Origin of the sequence: Streptomyces sp. KPB2 (assembly GCF_003950055.1) — a bacterium.
In the GTDB taxonomy this organism is placed as follows: domain Bacteria; phylum Actinomycetota; class Actinomycetes; order Streptomycetales; family Streptomycetaceae; genus Streptomyces; species Streptomyces salinarius.
On record NZ_CP034353.1, the window covers coordinates 4,022,579 to 4,039,306 of the forward strand.

14 protein-coding genes are annotated in these 16,728 nt (G+C 70.4%); 9 read left to right on the plus strand and 5 right to left on the minus strand.

Annotated elements, in window-relative coordinates; translation table 11 throughout:
• Window positions 1–138: 138 nt before the first annotated feature.
• On the minus strand, window positions 139–1,302 hold the full coding sequence (locus tag D1J63_RS17845; RefSeq protein ID WP_232250420.1) for a PP2C family protein-serine/threonine phosphatase: 1,164 nt from the start codon (window positions 1,300–1,302) through the stop codon (window positions 139–141).
• A 159-nt stretch (window positions 1,303–1,461) separates the two neighbouring features.
• Here D1J63_RS17845 and D1J63_RS17850 point away from each other — a divergent pair, with 159 nt between their 5' ends.
• The 3 genes from D1J63_RS17850 to D1J63_RS17860 all read left to right on the plus strand — a co-directional run bounded on the left by D1J63_RS17850 (window position 1,462) and on the right by D1J63_RS17860 (window position 3,442).
• Entirely contained in the window at window positions 1,462–1,989 is a 528-nt protein-coding gene (locus D1J63_RS17850; RefSeq protein WP_232250421.1) for a hypothetical protein, read from the plus strand.
• Window positions 1,990–2,072: 83 nt separating this feature from the next.
• Window positions 2,073–3,002, plus strand: coding sequence for a hypothetical protein (locus D1J63_RS17855; protein WP_125629918.1), 930 nt, complete (start codon window positions 2,073–2,075; stop codon window positions 3,000–3,002).
• A gap of 44 nt (window positions 3,003–3,046) precedes the next feature.
• A complete protein-coding gene (locus tag D1J63_RS17860; protein ID WP_125629920.1) occupies window positions 3,047–3,442 on the plus strand; it encodes an ADP-ribosylation/crystallin J1 in 396 nt (131 codons plus the stop codon).
• Window positions 3,443–3,483: 41 nt separating this feature from the next.
• On the opposite strand, the gene D1J63_RS17865 is transcribed toward D1J63_RS17860, so the two are convergent.
• Both D1J63_RS17865 and D1J63_RS17870 read right to left on the minus strand, forming a co-directional pair.
• A complete protein-coding gene (locus tag D1J63_RS17865; protein ID WP_125629922.1) occupies window positions 3,484–5,565 on the minus strand; it encodes a PhoX family protein in 2,082 nt (693 codons plus the stop codon).
• A 308-nt stretch (window positions 5,566–5,873) separates the two neighbouring features.
• Entirely contained in the window at window positions 5,874–7,082 is a 1,209-nt protein-coding gene (locus D1J63_RS17870; protein ID WP_125629924.1) for an RNA-guided endonuclease TnpB family protein, read from the minus strand.
• Window positions 7,083–7,366: 284 nt separating this feature from the next.
• Between D1J63_RS17870 and D1J63_RS17880 the strand changes: the two genes are divergently transcribed.
• From D1J63_RS17880 to D1J63_RS17900, 5 genes are all read left to right on the plus strand, one after another.
• Window positions 7,367–8,785 (plus strand): VWA domain-containing protein, encoded by a 1,419-nt coding sequence (locus D1J63_RS17880; protein WP_125629926.1) that lies wholly within the window; start codon window positions 7,367–7,369, stop codon window positions 8,783–8,785.
• A 114-nt stretch (window positions 8,786–8,899) separates the two neighbouring features.
• Entirely contained in the window at window positions 8,900–10,516 is a 1,617-nt protein-coding gene (metG, locus tag D1J63_RS17885; protein ID WP_125629928.1) for a methionine--tRNA ligase, read from the plus strand.
• A gap of 196 nt (window positions 10,517–10,712) precedes the next feature.
• Complete coding sequence (locus D1J63_RS17890; protein ID WP_125629930.1) at window positions 10,713–11,210, plus strand: hypothetical protein; 498 nt, start codon at window positions 10,713–10,715, stop codon at window positions 11,208–11,210.
• A 9-nt stretch (window positions 11,211–11,219) separates the two neighbouring features.
• Entirely contained in the window at window positions 11,220–13,907 is a 2,688-nt protein-coding gene (locus tag D1J63_RS17895; RefSeq protein ID WP_125629932.1) for an ATP-binding protein, read from the plus strand.
• A gap of 136 nt (window positions 13,908–14,043) precedes the next feature.
• Entirely contained in the window at window positions 14,044–14,409 is a 366-nt protein-coding gene (locus tag D1J63_RS17900) for a PH domain-containing protein (RefSeq protein ID WP_125629934.1), read from the plus strand.
• 15 nt (window positions 14,410–14,424) lie between these two features.
• Here the strand turns inward: D1J63_RS17900 and D1J63_RS17905 are convergent, their stop codons facing one another.
• Together D1J63_RS17905 and D1J63_RS17910 are read right to left on the minus strand one after the other, a co-directional pair.
• Entirely contained in the window at window positions 14,425–14,637 is a 213-nt protein-coding gene (locus tag D1J63_RS17905; RefSeq protein ID WP_125629936.1) for a DUF397 domain-containing protein, read from the minus strand.
• Window positions 14,634–15,509 (minus strand): helix-turn-helix transcriptional regulator, encoded by an 876-nt coding sequence (locus tag D1J63_RS17910; protein ID WP_125629938.1) that lies wholly within the window; start codon window positions 15,507–15,509, stop codon window positions 14,634–14,636. The genes D1J63_RS17905 and D1J63_RS17910 overlap by 4 nt, the downstream gene beginning before the upstream one ends.
• A 291-nt stretch (window positions 15,510–15,800) precedes the next feature.
• Here D1J63_RS17910 and D1J63_RS17915 point away from each other — a divergent pair, with 291 nt between their 5' ends.
• Window positions 15,801–16,718 carry a helix-turn-helix domain-containing protein gene (locus D1J63_RS17915; RefSeq protein ID WP_125629940.1) on the plus strand — a complete coding sequence of 306 codons (918 nt, stop codon included), beginning with the start codon at window positions 15,801–15,803 and terminating at the stop codon, window positions 16,716–16,718.
• Window positions 16,719–16,728: the final 10 nt, after the last annotated feature.

The following is a 16,728-nucleotide window of genomic DNA, read 5'->3' on the forward strand; positions in this document are numbered from 1 at the left end:
GTACGGCAGCACCGTAACCGCTGCGGCCGCGCAGGGAGGCCCTCGGGGCCTCGGGAGCCCACGTGTGCGCCCGCCCCGCCGCCCACCGTGGCGGGCACCACCCCGCCGGGAACCGGGGGACCGGACCGCCGAGGACGTCTACGGCCACACCGGCGGCCGCCCCGACCGCCGCACCGCGAAGACCGTGGTGTCGTCGGTCAGCCGCCCCCGGCAGTGCCGCAGCGTGCCGTCACGTACGACAGCCACCAGCCGCCGCGGCGAGGTGTCCGACGGATCGGCCTCGACGGCCAGGGCGACGGTGGCCTCGTGGTCGTAGAAGGCCCCGTCGGGATCGCGTGCCTCGACGACCCCGTCGGTGACCAGCAGCAGCGTCTCGTCCTCGGCGAGCCCGGCGCGGACGGTCGTGAGGAAGTCACCCGGCAGGAGCTCGCGCATGCCCAGGGGCAGGCCGCCGGCCACCGGCAGCCGGCGGACGCCGCCCGGGCCGACCGCGAGCGGCGGCTCGTGACCGAAGTTCACGAGTTCCACGGCGTCCGGCATGTCGCTGCGGAAGCCGACCAGGACGCCGGTGGCGAAGCGGTCGCCGTTGGCCTCTCCGAGAGCCGCCGTGTGCGCGCGGTGGCGGAGCATGCGGAGATCCAGGTGCTCGGCGACCACGGCGAGGTCCGGCACGTGATAGGCGGCTTCGCGGAAGGTGCCGAGGAGCGCCGCGGCCGCGTCCACCGCCCCGAGCCCCTTGCCCTGCACGTCGCCCACGAGTACGCGGGTGCCGTACGGGCCCGGCTGGATGTCGAAGAAGTCCCCGCCGACGCGGGCGTCGCTGTCCGCCGAGAGGTACACGGCAGCGTGCTCGAGGCCGCCGAATCCGTCCGGCAACGCCCTCAGCACGGTCCGGCGTGTGGTCTCGGCGATGTCCCGCATGTGCAGCATGCGCCGCTCGCCCGAGACCCGGAACGCCGCCGCGACCACGGCGACGAACCCTCCAACCAGGACGAGCACCAGTCCGGGTAGCCCCGTCTCCGCACGGTGCTTCCAGACGGTGTCGGCGAGGACGTAGACGACCAGGGCCAGGACCGCGAACACGGCCGTACTGCGCACTCCGCAGATCGCGGCGGCGACCCCGGGGACCAGCACCGTCCAGGCGATGATCTGGAACAGGTTCGTGGTCACGTCCGCCACCACGATGGCGGCGAGGAGCAGCAACGGGACCAGCCAGGCGACACTGTGACCGCGCACACTCAGCAGGGCGTGCCGGGATGTGGCGTCGGTCCGCGCGAGAGCGCTGACGAGCCCTTCGAACAAGGTCCGCCTGCTCCGCACCGGCTGCCGCACGCGTCCCCTCACAGGGAACAGCGAAGCACCTGCCCGGCCTGGCCGCATCCGGACTTGCCGGTCGACCCGCCCGGGTGTGCCCTGGTAGACGGGGGCCGGGCAGACGGGACGAGGCAGAGGAGTGAACTCATGGCTCATGCGGTATCCACACCCGGAACACCCGCCGGTGCCCGCACGGGCCCGGCCGGCCCGGGGCGCACGACGCCCGACGTCCTGGGCAGGAAGACCCACCTGCTGGTGAGGTGGGGGATGCCCGTCGCGACCGCGCTGGTCTACGGCTACTGGGTCGCGTCCGTCCGCCGCCACGGGGGCCCCATCACCGGCACCAACCTGCTGTTCGGCTTCATGTCGGCGCTCGCGTTCGTAATCCTCTACTTCGTGATCCGCTCCGTGGGCCGGCGCCTGCCGCCCGAGCCCCACGCGGCGCTGTGGGGAGCCTTCGCGGGCAGCGCGCTGGGGTTCATCTACTCCGGCAGCGGCGTCGCCATGTTCACGGCCATCCTGGCGTCCCTGCTGCTCGCGGGGGCGGTGACCGGCTCGCTCGTGTACCACTACTACACCCACCGGGACGCCGAGGAGGCCCGCGCGGCCCACCTGGCCGCCGCGTCCCGGACGGCCCGGCCGGCCGACACGTCCCGGACGGCCCGCACCGCCTGACCCCGACCGGTTCGGTTCGCCCCGGGCGGCCATATGCAGTCACGCCGGTCGCCCCGGGCCGGCGCGAGGGTTTCCCTGGGAGGGTGTTCCCCCGCCTCAGGGGCGCCCTGTCGGCCGCCTCGATCGCCCTCGCCTGCCTGCTCGCGCCGTGCGCGACGCTGGCGGGCTGGGCGCTGTACGCCCTGGCCGACACCGGCCGGTACGTCGCGGCCGTGGCGCCGCTCGCCGACGACCCGGACGTGCGGGACGCGGCCGCCGACACCCTGGGCAGCGGATTCGCCGGCATCGTCGACGAGGTCACGGCGGGCCCCGTGAACGGCACCGTGCGGCTCTTCGTGCGGGACGCGGCCCGGTCGTTCACCAGGACGGACGCCTTCCGCGAGGGCTGGGACGCGGCCAACCGCACCGTCCACACCGCCGTACTGCGCGCCCTGCGGGACGACGGGACGGCCGGACACCCGGTCGCCGTCGACCTCGCCCCCGTCGCCGAACGCGTGCGGGACCGGCTCGCCGAGGACCACGTGCCCTTCGCCCGGCGCATCCCGGTCCGGCACACCGCGGTCACCGTGCTCACGGCCCCCGAGGCGGACCGGCTCAGGAAGGGCTTCCACGTGCTCGACGTCGCCGCCCTCTGGCTGCCGCTGGCGGCCGTCGTCTTCGCGGTCGCGGGCATCGCCGTCGCCGCCCGCCGCCGCCGTGCCGTCACCGCCGCCGGGATCGGCACCGCGCTCGGCGGCGCGCTGCTCGCCCTCGCCGTCCTGGTCGGCCGCCGGCTCACCGTCGCCGAACTCCCCGGCCCGGTGGACGGCCCCGCCGCGGCCGCCGTCTACGACGCCCTCACCGCCACCCTGCGCACCGCCTCCTGGCTCCTGGTCGGCCTCGGCCTCACGGTCGCCCTGACCTCCTGGCTCACCGGCCGGTACGGCCGTCACCCGCGCCGCCGCTCCCGCGCGGAGCCCGTCACCGGTCCCACCCCGCCCCGCCCGACCCGCCCGACCCGCACCGGCCGCTGAAACGACGTGGCGGCGCCCGCGCCCCACGGCTACCGTCGCCGACCATGACCGAGACGAACGACGAGACCGGGACCGTGCCGGTGCCGCGGTCCGGGACGACGACGCTGTGGCGCCCCACGGGCCCCGAGGAGCTGGCGCTCGTCGAGGCCTCCGGCTGGACGGCCTGGCCCCCGCGCCTGCCCGAGCAGCCGATCTTCTACCCGGTCCTCAACGAGGACTACGCCGTCCGCATCGCCCGCGACTGGAACGTCCCCGCCTCCGGCTCGGGCTACGTCACCCGTTTCGAAGTGGACGCCGGGTTCCTGGAGCGCTACCCGGTCCGTCGGGCCGGCGGCGAGACGATCCTGGAGCTGTGGGTCCCGGCGGAGGAGCTGACGGAGTTCAACCGGCACATCGTGGGCCGCATCGAGGTCGTACGGGAGTTCCACGCGCAGACGTAGAACTCCCGACGCCCCCTGGGCCCCTTGCCGCCCGGACCGGCTCAGACGCCGATGTCGCGCCCGTCCGCGCGCCAGACCGCCACGACCGCCGGGCGCACGATCTTCCCGGGCCCGTCGGGCCAGGTGCTGGCCGGCTGCTCCACGGAGGCACCGTCGACCTCGCCCGGGTGCTGCACGGCGACCAGCACCCGCCGGTCCTGGACGAGCGGGCCGCAGGTCTCGGCGCCGGTCGGCACGGTCAGGAACTGCTTCAGCTCACCGCGCCGGTCGCCCTTCGTCGCGACGCCGAAGAGCCCGTCGTGGCTGCCGAGCGCGTTGCCGTCGGTGGAGATCCACAGGTTGCCGTGGTCGTCGAAGGCGACGTTGTCGGGGCAGGAGATCGGGCTGACCCGGTCCTTGGGGAAGCCCGCGAAGTACGTCGCCGGGTCCTCCGGGTCACCGGCGACCAGGAACAGCGACCACCCGAAGCGGGTGGCGTCGGCCCGGTTCCACCGCTCGGTCAGCTCCAGCACGTGACCGTGCTTGTTGGAGTTGCGCGGGTTGGCCTCGTCGGGGCCCGCGTAACCGGCCTTGCCCCGGTTGGAGTTGTTGGTGAGCGCGACGTACACCTTGCCGGTCGTCGGGGACGGCTCGATGTCCTCGGGCCGGTCCATCTTGGTCGCGCCGACCTTGTCCCCGGCCAGCCGCGTGAAGACGCAGACCTCCTCGGCGCTCATCCCCTCGACGTGCGAGACGGCCCCGTCCTCGGTGGCGGTGACCAGCGGAATCCACTCGCCACCGCCGTCGAACTCGCCGTCGCGCGGAAGCGTCCCGGTCCCGTCGATCTCGATGGCGGGGGAGTCGCCGTGGAGCTTGGCGACGTACAGCGTCCCCTCGTCGAGCAGCGAGAGGTTGTGCTCGCGCGCCCAGCGGGAGTTGCCGTGCCGCATCCGCTTGCTGCCGACGAACTTGTAGAAGTAGTCGAACCGCTCGTCGTCGCCGGTGTAGACGACCGGACGCCCGTCGTGCGTCAGCCGCACGGTCGCGGCCTCGTGCTTGAACCGGCCCAGCGCGGTGTGCTTGCGCGGCGTGGACTCCGGGTCGTACGGGTCCAGCTCGACCACGTACCCGAACCGGTGCACCTCGTTCGGCTCCCGGGCGACGTCGAACCGCTTGTCGAACCGCTCCCACTTCCGCTCGGTGGCCCCGGTCCCGATCCCGTACCGCTTGTCGGTGTCCCGGCTGCTGTTGGCGAAGTACTGGTTGAAGTTCTCCTCGCCGTGCAGCGTGGTGCCCCACGGGGTGGTGCCGCCGGAGCAGTTGTTGAGGGTGCCGAGCACCTTGCGGCCGGTGCGGTCGACGGAGGTCTTCACCAAGTCGGACCCGGCGGCCGGGCCGGTCAGCCGGAACTCGGTCGTGGCGGTGACCCGCCGATTGAGCCGATGCCGCGCCACCGGCGTCAGCCGCCCGCTCCTCCGCTCCCCCTCCACGGCGACGACGGACAGCCCGTGCGCGGCCCAGGCGATCTCGACCTGCTCGCGGGTCGGGTTCTCCGGGTCGTAGCCGCGGAACATGAGCACCTCGTCGGTGTACTCGTGGTTCGCGACCAGGAGTTGGCGGTCGTGCTCACCGCGCAGCGGCAGCAGCGCGAGGAAGTCGTTGTTGTACCCGAACTGCCCGGCCTGCGCCTTGGCGCTCTGCTTCTCCGGGTCGAAGGCCGGCGCCCCGCGCAGAATGGGTTCACCCCAGCGGATGACGACGTCCTGCCGGTACCCCTCCGGTACGGTCACGGCGTCGTCGGTGTTGGGCGCGACGGGCGTGAACCGCAGCCCGCGCGCACCGCGGTCCCGGGACGGCTTCCCGTGCCCCTTTCCTGCCGCCGCGGGCGCGGCCTGCGCCGACGGCGCCCCCGCCACGCCCACGGCCCCGGCTCCCGCCGCCGCGACGGTGACGACGGCGGCGGCCCGCATCATGGAACGGCGGCTGAGCGCACCGGCGATGACGTCACCGACGTACTCGTTGTCGCTGGTGTTCGGCACCTCGTGGAAGCAGGCGTCGCCACACCGGAAACGGCAGGTCATCGCGGACCGGCCGCCGGGGTGGGAACCGGACGGCGTTCCGATCAACGGCAGGAGTTTGCGCACTGTGTTCTCCCCTTGAGAATCCCTGTATGCCCTGGTGTCAGCGCGACCGTAGGCGCACATACGTGCGGGGACCGGGCGTCGCGGTGAACGGAGGGTGAACCCGGGGAAGCCGTGGGGAGGTTACGACGACGACTCGTTCCGCCCTTGACGCGCCACCGCCCGCATGCCAGACCCTGCACAAGATCACAAGCCGGGACCGCTAACCTTACGTGTCCGTCCTGGCCAGGGATTGACGGCATCAACTCACCCGAAGGGTTGCGCTCGTGACTCCACCCACGCGTAGACGCGCGGGCTTCCTGTGTCGGTGGCTAAGCCGCCACGCAGAGGACCAGCCCGGCCCTGTTGAGGACGTTCGTCGCGCCGACGTGGTCCGCGTTCGCCGCGAACCCGCACGTCGTGCACTGGAACCTCGCTTGGGTGACGCGGTTCCCCTTCGCGACGTGTCCGCACCGCGGGCACGTGCGGGAGGTGTTGCGCGGGTCCACCGAAACCGTGAGGCGACCGGCACTTTCAGCCTTGTTCGCCAGGATTGCGAGGAACTGCGCCCAGCCCGCGTCGAGGATGCTGCGGTTGAGTCCGGTCTTCGCGGCAGCACCGTTTGGCAGGAAGCTGCCGGGCTGCTCGGGGTCGGCCTTGGGTGCGGGGCTCTTGGTCATGCCCACTGTGTTCAGTTGCTCGTGCACGATCACGTCGTGGTCGGTGATCAGCACACGTGCGGTCTTGTGGTGGAAGTCGGCGCGCTGCCGCCGGATCCTGCGGTGCAGCTTGGCGATCTTCCGGACCGCCGCGCGGTGGCGCTTGGTGCGCTGTCGGGTCCGCTTCGGGAACGTTGCGAGGTGCCGCTGCGCCTCGGCGAGTTCGTCGGCCATCGCCTGGAGGAAGCGCGGGTTGGCGACGTGTTCGCCATCCGAGGTGGTGAGGAAGTGGGCGATGCCCACGTCGATACCGATGTTGCTCCCGGTGGACGGCAGTTCCTCGGCGGGCACGTTGTCGCAGGCGAGGACGGCGTACCAGCGTTTCCCTTCACGCTTCACGCTGATCGTCTTGACGCGTCCCTGTACGGGCCGGTGCTGGTGCACACGGACGTGACCGACGCCCTGGAGCCGCACGCGGGTCTGCGCATGGTGCGGGGTGGAGTCCCAGCGGCAGCCGTCGCCGTCCTTGGGGAAGATGATGGTGTCGAAGTGACCGACACCCTTGAAACGGGGGTAGCCCGGGCTCTGCCCGGCCTTGACCCGGCGGAAGAACGCCTGGAACGCCTTGTCGAGACGGCGCAGAGTGGCCTGCTGGGAGGAGAACGACCAGCGGCCCTGCCGTTCCGGGTCGAAGGCGCGGATCTCTTTGAGCTGGGCGGACTGCTGCCCGTACTGGATCGTCCTCTTCGAGGAGTGCTGGTAGGCGTCCCGCCGTTCTTGCAGAGCGCCGTTGTACAGCGAGCAGTGGTCCCGCAGCATCCCGCCCAAGGCTTGCTCCTGGCGGGCGGTGGGGCGGAGAAGGAACTTGTAGGCGCGGATCACCTCGTTCGTCTCCGCTCCGCCCGTAGGCCCTCGGCCAGGAGGATGCACGCAGCGGCGTTGATCGAGATGCCCGCCGCGTCGGCGAACTCCTCGACCTGCCGCTTCAATTCCGGGGGAACGCGCAGATTCAGCGACTCCCGACGGTCACCTCTAGCCACAACCAGAATGCTACCACTTTCGACGCACAGTCACCGTCAGGGAAGGGTGCTGCGTGGCTCAGCCGCGCACCGACCGATTCGATTCCCCCGCCGGTTGAAGCCGGTGGTCCCCTCGAAAGGAAACTGATGGGCCTTCTCACTCTCCTACGGAACGCATTCGGCCGGTCACGCAAGGACCAGGCCGCCCAGGCGGAGGGTGCGACGCAGGAGACGGCACCGCCGGTCACCGCGCCGGAGCCGCAGCTCCCGTCCCAGCCCACCGCACCCACGGAGCCGGCCGAGCCCCCGGCCCAGCCGGAGGCCGCTTCCCAGATCCCCGAGCCCCGCTCGGAGTCCACCCCCGACGAACACGACCTCGTCAGGGCCGCCTTCACCAACATCACGGTCCCCAAGCCGACGGACCCACCGACCGAGGAGCCGACCCCGGAGGCGGAGACGACCCCGGATGTGGCTCCGAAGGCAGAGGTGGCCCCGGAGACGGAACCGGAAGCCAAGACGACACCCGAGCCGGCACCGGCAACCGAGCCCGAACCCAAGCCGCAGTCCGAGCCGGAGCCGGAGCCGCAGGCCAAATCCGAGCCGGAGCACGAGCCGGAGCCCGAGGCCAAGGCGGAGCCCGAGCCCGAGGCCAAGGCCAAGGCGGAGCCGCAGGCTGAGCAGAAGCCCGAGCCGACCGAGACCCCGGCCGCCCCGGAACCCGCAGCCGCCGACGGCGAGGACACCCCACAGGGGCCACCGGCACCCGACAACGAAACCAGCACGGGTGGTGCGGGTGGGAACACGGACGCCGAAGGCGAAGCCGAGGCGCCCCCGACCGCCACCCTGCCGGAGGCAACCGCCGGTGGGAACACGGACGCCGAGGGCGAAGCCGAGGCGCCGAAGCCGGCCACACCCCCCGCAAGGCTCCGCAGCCGCGCCCCCGCCCTCACCACCGCCTACAAGGCCGCCGGCACCGCCCTCAAGAAGCACGACCTCACCGGCACCCGCGCCAAGGTCCACCTCGTCCTCGACCGCTCCGCCTCCATGCGCCCGTACTACAAGGACGGCTCCGCCCAGGCCCTCGCCGAGCAGACCCTCGCGCTCGCGGCGCACCTCGACCCCGAGGCCACGGTCCACGTCACGTTCTTCTCCACGGAAGTGGACGGCACCGGCGACCTCACCCTCACCGACCACGAGAACAAGATCGACGAGCTGCACGCAGCGCTCGGCCGCATGGGCCGCACCAACTACCACGCCGCCGTCGAGGCCGTCCTCGCCCACCACACCAAGGAAGCGGCACCCGGCACCCCCGCCCTGGTGATCTTCCAGACCGACGGCGCCCCCGACGCCAAGACCCCGGCCACCCAGGCCCTCACGGCCGCGGCCGCGAACCACCCGGAGGTCCACTTCTCCTTCGTCGCCTTCGGCGACCCGGAGAACAAGGCCTTCGACTACCTCCGCAAGCTCAAGACGGACAACGCCTCCCACCTCCTGGCCGGCGAGACCCCGAAGGAGCTCACCGACAAGGAGCTGTACGAGGGCGTCCTGGCCGGCTGGCGCCCGTAGCCGGACCGCACAGCCGCACGCACGGCCCCTCGGGGGGTGGGCGAGGGGAATCCCTCCGTCCACCCCCCGAAACGCGTGTGAGTCGATCTCCACCGGGCCAGTAGGATTTCGACCATGGCGGCCACTGGATCAGAGAAGCAGGGGGCGAAGGCGTACTACGTCTCGACCCCCATTTACTACGTCAACGACGCTCCTCACCTGGGCCACGCCTATACGACCGTCGCAGGCGACGTGCTCACCCGCTGGCACCGCCAGCGCGGCGAGAAGGTGTGGTACCTCACCGGCACGGACGAGCACGGTCAGAAGATCATGCGTACGGCCGAGGCGAACGGGGTCACCCCGCAGGCCTGGGCCGACAAGCTCGTCACGGAGTCGTGGAAGCCCCTGTGGGAGCACCTCGACATCGCGAACGACGACTTCATCCGCACCACGCAGAAGCGGCACACCGACCGCGTCCAGGAATTCGTGCAGGACCTGTACGACAAGGACGAGATCTACAAGGGCGGCTACGAGGGCCCGTACTGCGTGGGCTGCGAGGAGTACAAGCTCCCCGGCGAGCTGCTCGACGGCGAGGGCGAGTACGCGGGCCAGAAGCTGTGCCCGATCCACAAGAAGCCGGTGGAGATCCTCAGCGAGGAGAACTACTTCTTCAAGCTGAGCGAGTACAGCGAGAAGCTGCTCGCCCACTATGAGGCCAACCCGGGCTTCATCCAGCCCGAGTCCGCGCGCAACGAGGTCGTGAACTTCGTCCGCCAGGGCCTGCAGGACCTCTCCATCTCCCGCTCGACCTTCGACTGGGGCGTGCCGGTCCCCTGGGACGACAAGCACGTCATCTACGTGTGGGTCGACGCCCTGCTGAACTACGCGACGGCGGTCGGCTACAACGAGAACCCGGAGAAGTTCGAGTCGACGTTCCCGGCCGACGTGCACCTGGTCGGCAAGGACATCCTCCGCTTCCACGCGATCATCTGGCCGGCGATGCTGATGGCGCAGGGCCTCCCCCTGCCCGGGAAGATCGCGGCCAACGGCTGGCTGATGGTCGGCGGCGAGAAGATGTCGAAGTCCAACCTGACCGGCATCAAGCCGCAGGACCTGACCTCGCACTTCGGCGTGGACGCGTACCGCTGGTACTTCCTGCGCGCGATCGCGTTCGGCCAGGACGGCAGCTTCTCCTGGGAGGACTTCTCCGCCCGCTACACCAGCGAGCTGGCCAACGACTACGGCAACCTCGCCTCCCGCGTGGCGGCGATGGTCAACAAGTACTTCGGCGGCGAGCTGCCGGCCGCGACGGCCGACGGCGACGCGGAGAAGGCCATCCACGACGGTCTGACCAAGGCCGTGGCCGAGGCCGACCGAAAGATCGGCGAGGAGCTGGACTTCCAGGGCGGCATCCTGGCGGTCTTCGACTTCGTCAAGCAGGTCAACGGCTACATCACCGAGCAGGAGCCCTGGAAGGTCGCGAAGGACGACAGCCCGGAGGGCAAGGCCCGCCTGGCGACGATCCTCTACACGGCCGCGGAAGCGCTCCGCGCCGTGGCGGTCCTCCTCAACCCGATCATGCCGGACACGTCCCAGAAGCTCTGGGACTCCCTCGGCGCCGAGCCCTCCCTGGGCGCCCTCGCCGACCAGCAGGTCCAGCACGCGGCGGACTGGGGCCGGCTCCCCGCCGGCGCCACGATCACCAAGGGCGCGGTGCTCTTCCCCCGTCTCGAGGAGAAGCCGACCGCGTAGGACGTGCGCCGCATGTCCAGAGGGCCCGGGAACATCGTTTTCCCGGGCCCTCTGAGCTTGGGCCTACGCCTTCCCCGGTGCGTCCGACGTGACACCTCGCGGCCATCGGGTGGACCGTCGGCGGATGGGTATAGGTCAGTGGACGGCAGGCCTATGGGTGGGGGCAATGGGGGAATCGGGACAGGTGCGGCCGGAAGTGGCACAGCCGGATCAAGCACAGCCGGACGCGCCCACGGACACCGCCGCGATCCGCAACGAGTTCGCCTTGGAGCGCTACCGGTACCTACTGCAGCAGATCCACGCCGTGAACGAGAACGCGCACCGCTTCCTCGCCCTCTACCAGACCCTCGCCACCGCACTCGTCACCGCGGCGCTCGCCCTCTTCGTCGGGTACCGCAAGTGGGACCTGCCGGCGGATACCGCCCGAGGCGGGGTGGTCGGCCTGCTGACGCTGGCGACAGTGGTCGCCGCCTTCACCGGCACGCTGATCGTGGTAGGAGCACTCGCCTGGATCGACTACCGCAACGAGGAGTGCGACATCACCGACGAGATCGTCGGGCCCGGCTTTCGCAAGCGCCCACGGCCCGGCAATTTCCTGCGCTGGTACGAGACGTACGTGGTGCTCTTCATCCTCGTGTCGGTGCTCACCATGTGGGCGCTCGCCGCCGTGTTCCTCCTGCCCGCGATGAGGTGACCGTCCCCCGTGACCGAGCACGTCCACACGAGCACGACCCTGTGGCAGCACGCCCTGGCCGCCCGTCCGGACGACGACCCCCACGCCGTACAGCGGGAGCGGCTGCGCACGTCGTACACAGAGTTGCGGAGGAAGGCGGCCGTCCTCCTGGAGGAGAACGCCCGCAGCATGCCCGACTTCACCGTGCACGACGTCAGCCACGTGGACGCGTTGTGGGAGACGGCCGACCTGGTCTGCGGCGACGAGGTCACCCTGAATCCGGCCGAGGCCTATGTCCTGGGTTGTGCGTTCGTGCTGCACGACGCGGCGATGGGGGCCGCCGCCTATGGGACGACCGTGCCCGAGGCCCTGGGGCAGCAGCGGTGGCACGATCTCGTGTCGCTGGCCTACTACGAGCGGGAAGGCTGCTGGCCGGACCGGGAGGAGCTGGGTGATCCTCCCACGGAGATCGCCGAGGCCTGCGTGGCGACCGCGATCCGCGAGACCCACGCGGAACAGGCGAAGCGGCTCGTGGACCAGCCGTGGCGGTCGAGTGCGGGGAACGAGATCTTCCTCATCGAAGAGACCCAGCTGCGGGAGTGGTACGGCCCGCTGATCGGCGAACTCGCGGCCAGCCACTGGTGGCCCGTAGACCGTCTCGCCGGCGAGTTCCGGCACTCGATCGGGTCCCTGCCCTGGCAACCCAGCGAGTGGATCATCGAACCGCTGAAGCTGGCTTGCATCCTGCGGCTCGCCGACGCCACCCAGGTAGACAGCCGGCGCGCACCCGGTTTCCTGTTCTCGCTGCGGCGGCCACGTGGTGTCTCGCGCGAGCACTGGCGGTTCCAGGAACACATCAGCCGCCCTTACCGGAAGGGCGACCGGGTCACCTACAGCTCACTGCGGCCGTTTCCTCCGCAGGACGCCACCGCCTGGTGGATGGCACTGGAGTACCTGCGCGGCATCGATCGCGAGCTGAAAGCCGTCGACGCCCTCCTGCACGACCTCGGCCGGGACCGGCTCGCGGCGCGCGCCGTCGCCGGTGTCGACTCCCCGGAACGCTTCGCGGAACTGTTCCGGGTGCAGGACTGGCGACCCATCGATGCGACCGTCAAGGTCTCCGACATCCCCGCCCTGGTCGGCACGCTCGGCGGGCAGCAGCTCTACGGGGACGAACCCGAGGTCGCTCTGCGGGAGCTGATTCAGAACGCCCAGGACGCCGTGCTGGCCCGGCAGACGCTGCAGCCCGACTTTCCGCTCGGGCGGGTGGAGATCCGTCTGTCCGAGAGCGACGGGGACTGGTTCCTTGAGGTGCGCGACTACGGTACCGGCATGGACGAGGACACGCTCGTCCACGGTCTGCTCGACTTCGGGACCAGCGGTTGGAGTTCCACGAGTGTGCGCAATCGCCTCCCCGGTCTGGCCGACGGCGGATTCCGGCCCAGCGGCCGTTTCGGAATCGGCTTCTTCTCCGTCTTCCTGCTCGGCGACCAGGTGGAGCTGATCACCCGCCGCTACGACGCCTCGCTCGCGGACGCCCGTCGCCTCACCTTCGACGGCCCCTCCCACCGGCCCCTGCTCACCCCCGTCACCGGCCAGGGCTGGGTTCCCGAAGGCACGACGGTGCGGGTCAGACTCAAGACCAGCCCTTACGCGTCTAAGGGGCTGTTCAGCCGGACCTACGACGAGCGACTGGCCCAGCTCGCCCAGCGTCTCGTCCTGGAGAACGCGGTCCCCATCCACACCTGGGAGCCGGGAGCCACCGACCCGGAGATCCTCCCACCGTTCTCTCTGGCGTCCGGGTCACCGGAGGAGGTGTTCGACCGTCTATACCCGCCCCAGGCGGCCAAGGGGCGCGCCGGGGAGGAGAAGTTCCGCCTCCGGATGCGTGACGACTTCGTCAGCAGGGCCACGGAAGTGCGTGACGACAAGGGGCAGCGCATCGGCATCGCCATGCTGTGGAGCAGCATGCTGCACCAGGGCCAACGTGACTTCCGGGGCACTGTCACGGTCAACGGTTTCCTCTCCGACACCTCGGTCTCGTTCGCGGGTTACCTCGTCGGACAGCCGAGCCGGGCGTCACGGGACAAGGCCACGCTGGTCGCCGGCCGGAGTCAGATGCGGCAGTGGATGCGCACCCAAGAGCAGCGACTGCGCGACGCCGGGCTCTTCGACGACTCGCTCCAACTCGAACTCGCCTACACCCTGCACTGCTCCCTCCACCCGCTCGCCGACGACATCGCCTTCGCACTGACGTCACAGGGGGTGCTGCGCCTGTCCGACGTGCGCGAGTGGGCAGGTCGGCGCGACGACATCTTCGTGGGGTTCGGGTGGCCCCTCAACTGGCGGACGCGTCCGCCTGAACTCAGCCACCGGCTGACCGGAGAAAGGGTCCGCATCCCCGACAACTGCGTCTTCATCCTGCAGTACGGCTTCTCCTCACCACTGTCGGAGGTGTTTCCATCCACCGCTCATCGGGACATCGCCTACGAGTTCGCCCGCGACCACGCCACGCTCACATGGCAGAAGCACTGGTGGCGCATGTCGGACGACCTGTACGGCCTGTTCGTCCGCACCCTCTGCGAGGTCTGGTCCTGCACGCTCGAGTCCCTCCTGGCTCCTCTCGAGCGGCGTGACTGGTCGGACAGTGTCGAGGTGGGCGACGAAAGCCTCGGTCACATGCCCGGCTACCACTTCCGCCGCCCGCAGGGCGGCTGAGGCCCCGCACGTAACACGCTCGCTACAGCATGGGGCCGGGAACGACCGGCTCTTCTACCCGGCCCCTCGGTTTGCGAAGATCGCGTCAGAGTGGTCCGACGTCCGGCCACCATCGCTACACGTGGGGGGACTTTCCATGGCACTCTTCGGCAACGCGCACAGCATCGACCAGGCCAAGGCCCAGCAGGAGTACGCCCGGCTCCTGGGCCACGGCGAGCAGATTCACGCCGCCTACCTGCTGATCCGCGACACCATCCTGTTCACCGACCGACGCCTCATCCTGATCGACAAGCAGGGCATCACCGGCAAGAAGACCGAGTACCACTCGATCCCGTACCGCAGCATCACGCACTTCGCGGTCGAGACGGCCGGCCACTTCGACCTCGACGCCGAACTGAAGATCTGGCTCTCCGGCTCCCAGGCCCCCATCCAGAAGACCTTCACCAAGGGCGTCGACATCTACGAGGTCCAGGCGATCCTGACCCAGTTCGTGGCGCGGTAGGGCCGCGGCCGGTCGTCAGCTCCCGGACGCGTACGCCACGAAGCCTGCCCACGCCTCCGCCGCCAACGCGAGGCGGGGGCTCGCGTCGCGGTGCTTGGAATCGCGGACGTGCACCGTTCCGGGGGTGGTGGCCACCTCGACGCAGGAGTCGCCTTCGTTGCCGTCGCTGTAGCTGCTCTTGAACCACGCCAGTTCGGAGGCATCTCCGGCGGAGGCCTTGCGGATCATGTTTCTCCCAGCAATTGCTCGATGAATGCCAGCGACTCCCCCAGCGGGAGGGCCTGCGCCCGGATGGTGCCATAGCGCAGCTCAAGGATGCGGAGGTGCCTTGGGTCGTGGATCGGCCGCCCATTGAACGCGCCATCGGAGCGTGCCACGGCCGTCCCGTCCTCGAACTTCAGCAATTCGATCTTGCCGTCCAGTCCGGGGTGGGTCTCACGGTGCAGCGGCATCACCTGAAGGGCGACATTACGCATCCGCCCCACCTCCAACAGACGTTCGAGCTGCTGTCGCCACACCATTGTGCCTCCGAGAGGTCGTCGGAGCGGTGCCTCTTCCAGGACGAAGCTGATTGCAGGGGCAGGGTCCCGGTCGAAGACCGACTGCCTGGCCATGCGAGCGGCGACCATCCTCTCGACTTCCTCTTCCGAGTACGGGGGTTGCCGTGACTCGAAAGCTGCTCTGGCATGTCCAGGTGTCTGCAACAGGCCACTAATGCTGTGGCACACGTACACACCGATCTCGACCGCCCGCGCCTCCATCTGCGCCAGGTCCCGAACCCTCTTCGGATAACGGACCTTGGCCACGTCCTCCTTCATCGCGGCGAGCAGCCCACCCGCGCCCAACACCTCGTCCGCCCTGTCGAGATACTCCGGCCGGGGAATCCGCTTGCCACCCTCGATCTTGTAGACGAGATCCTCTCCGTACCCCACGGCCTCACCGAACTCGCCGGCCCGCATCCCCACGGCCTCCCGGCGTAGCTTCAACTGCCGTCCGACGGTGGCGACCACCGCCACGCCCCACTCGTCGTCCGGGTCCACCTCCCACCCCGGCTCGTCAGCCTCGGTCCTGAGCTGCCGAACCTCACCGTCCACCGACATGCGTGCCCTCCGTACAGTCACCGGAACTCGACGACGCGGGCCCCGGTCGCACCTGCGCCCCCCATGAACCACTCACCGGAGAGAAAAGCACCCACCAAACCCCTCCCCTCCCTCCCGTCGGGCGCAGTCACTCACGCGGGTGAATATGCCAACTTGGCTAGATTAAGGGCAGGTTGTGTGCCCTACGCTCGGCGGCGAACGACCACCACCAGACATAGGTCAGCCCCCGCCGGGAGTGGCTTCCCAGAGCGAGGGCCTGACCACCAAGGAAGACGGATAGGACTCTTCCCGATGGCTGCCCAGCACCCTAACGCGCCCACACCCGCCACGTCCCGAACCCCGGACGAAGACCACCCCCACGAGCAGCCCCTCGCGGGCGTCGTCCACGACAACGTCCGCCATACCGAGAGCTTCACGGTGGTCGGCAACCACCTCGTCCAGCACAAGGAGTTGTCCCTGCTGGCCATCGGGCTCTCCTGCTACATCCAGTCCGTGCGCCAGGGCACCTCCGTCGACATCAAGACCCTCGCCGCCCGCTTCCCCGAGGGCCCCACCCGCATCGCCGCCGGGCTGCGCGAACTCGAGAAGCACGGCTACCTGGAGCGCACGTGTACCCGCACGTCCACCGGCCGGGTCGTCACGCGCACGGTCTCGCGCAACCGGCCCGGACACAGCGGCAGTGGCAGCAGCAGCGCACGGGATCCGGCGCCCCGCCCTGCCGCCCGACGCGCGGCCCAGGAGAAGCCGCCGCCGCGCAAGCGCCTCCCCGCCGTGCCGCAGCCGTCGTGTCCCGCCCCCGCCCTCCTCCAGGCAGCCGTCGACGTTCTTACCGGTCTGCGCCGCCGCGACCCCCGTCTTCTCCTCTCCGCCACCGACGCCGAACACCTCGCCCCGGGCGTCGCCGCCTGGCTGGAACGCGAGATCACCGCCACCGCCGTGTGCCATGCCCTGACGGAAAACCTGCCCAACGAGCCTTTGATCCGGCCGGCCGCCCTCCTCGCCCACCGCCTGACCGCCCAGCTACCGCCCCCACCACCGTTCCGGACCCCGGCGCCACCGGCCTTGGAGCGACGGCACCCCCTCCAGACCTGCGACGGCTGTGACCGCGCCTTCCGGGCTCCTCAGCCGGGCAGGTGCCGTGAGTGCCGAACAGTGGACGACCGAGTGCCTGGAGCTCCTGACGTCGGTCCGCTCTGCGCGGCAGGATGACCCGTGCCGT

What these genes read in the sequence shown, in the direction of transcription:
- D1J63_RS17850 (WP_232250421.1), top strand. Translation starts at nt 1,462, where the DNA reads ATGGCTCATGCGGTATCCACACCCGGAACACCCGCCGGTGCCCGCACG.
- D1J63_RS17860 (WP_125629920.1), top strand. Translation starts at nt 3,047, where the DNA reads ATGACCGAGACGAACGACGAGACCGGGACCGTGCCGGTGCCGCGGTCC.
- D1J63_RS17880 (WP_125629926.1), top strand. Translation starts at nt 7,367, where the DNA reads ATGGGCCTTCTCACTCTCCTACGGAACGCATTCGGCCGGTCACGCAAG.
- metG (WP_125629928.1), top strand. Translation starts at nt 8,900, where the DNA reads ATGGCGGCCACTGGATCAGAGAAGCAGGGGGCGAAGGCGTACTACGTC.
- D1J63_RS17900 (WP_125629934.1), top strand. Translation starts at nt 14,044, where the DNA reads ATGGCACTCTTCGGCAACGCGCACAGCATCGACCAGGCCAAGGCCCAG.
- D1J63_RS17905 (WP_125629936.1), bottom strand. Translation starts at nt 14,637, where the DNA reads ATGATCCGCAAGGCCTCCGCCGGAGATGCCTCCGAACTGGCGTGGTTC.
- D1J63_RS17910 (WP_125629938.1), bottom strand. Translation starts at nt 15,509, where the DNA reads ATGTCGGTGGACGGTGAGGTTCGGCAGCTCAGGACCGAGGCTGACGAG.
- D1J63_RS17915 (WP_125629940.1), top strand. Translation starts at nt 15,801, where the DNA reads ATGGCTGCCCAGCACCCTAACGCGCCCACACCCGCCACGTCCCGAACC.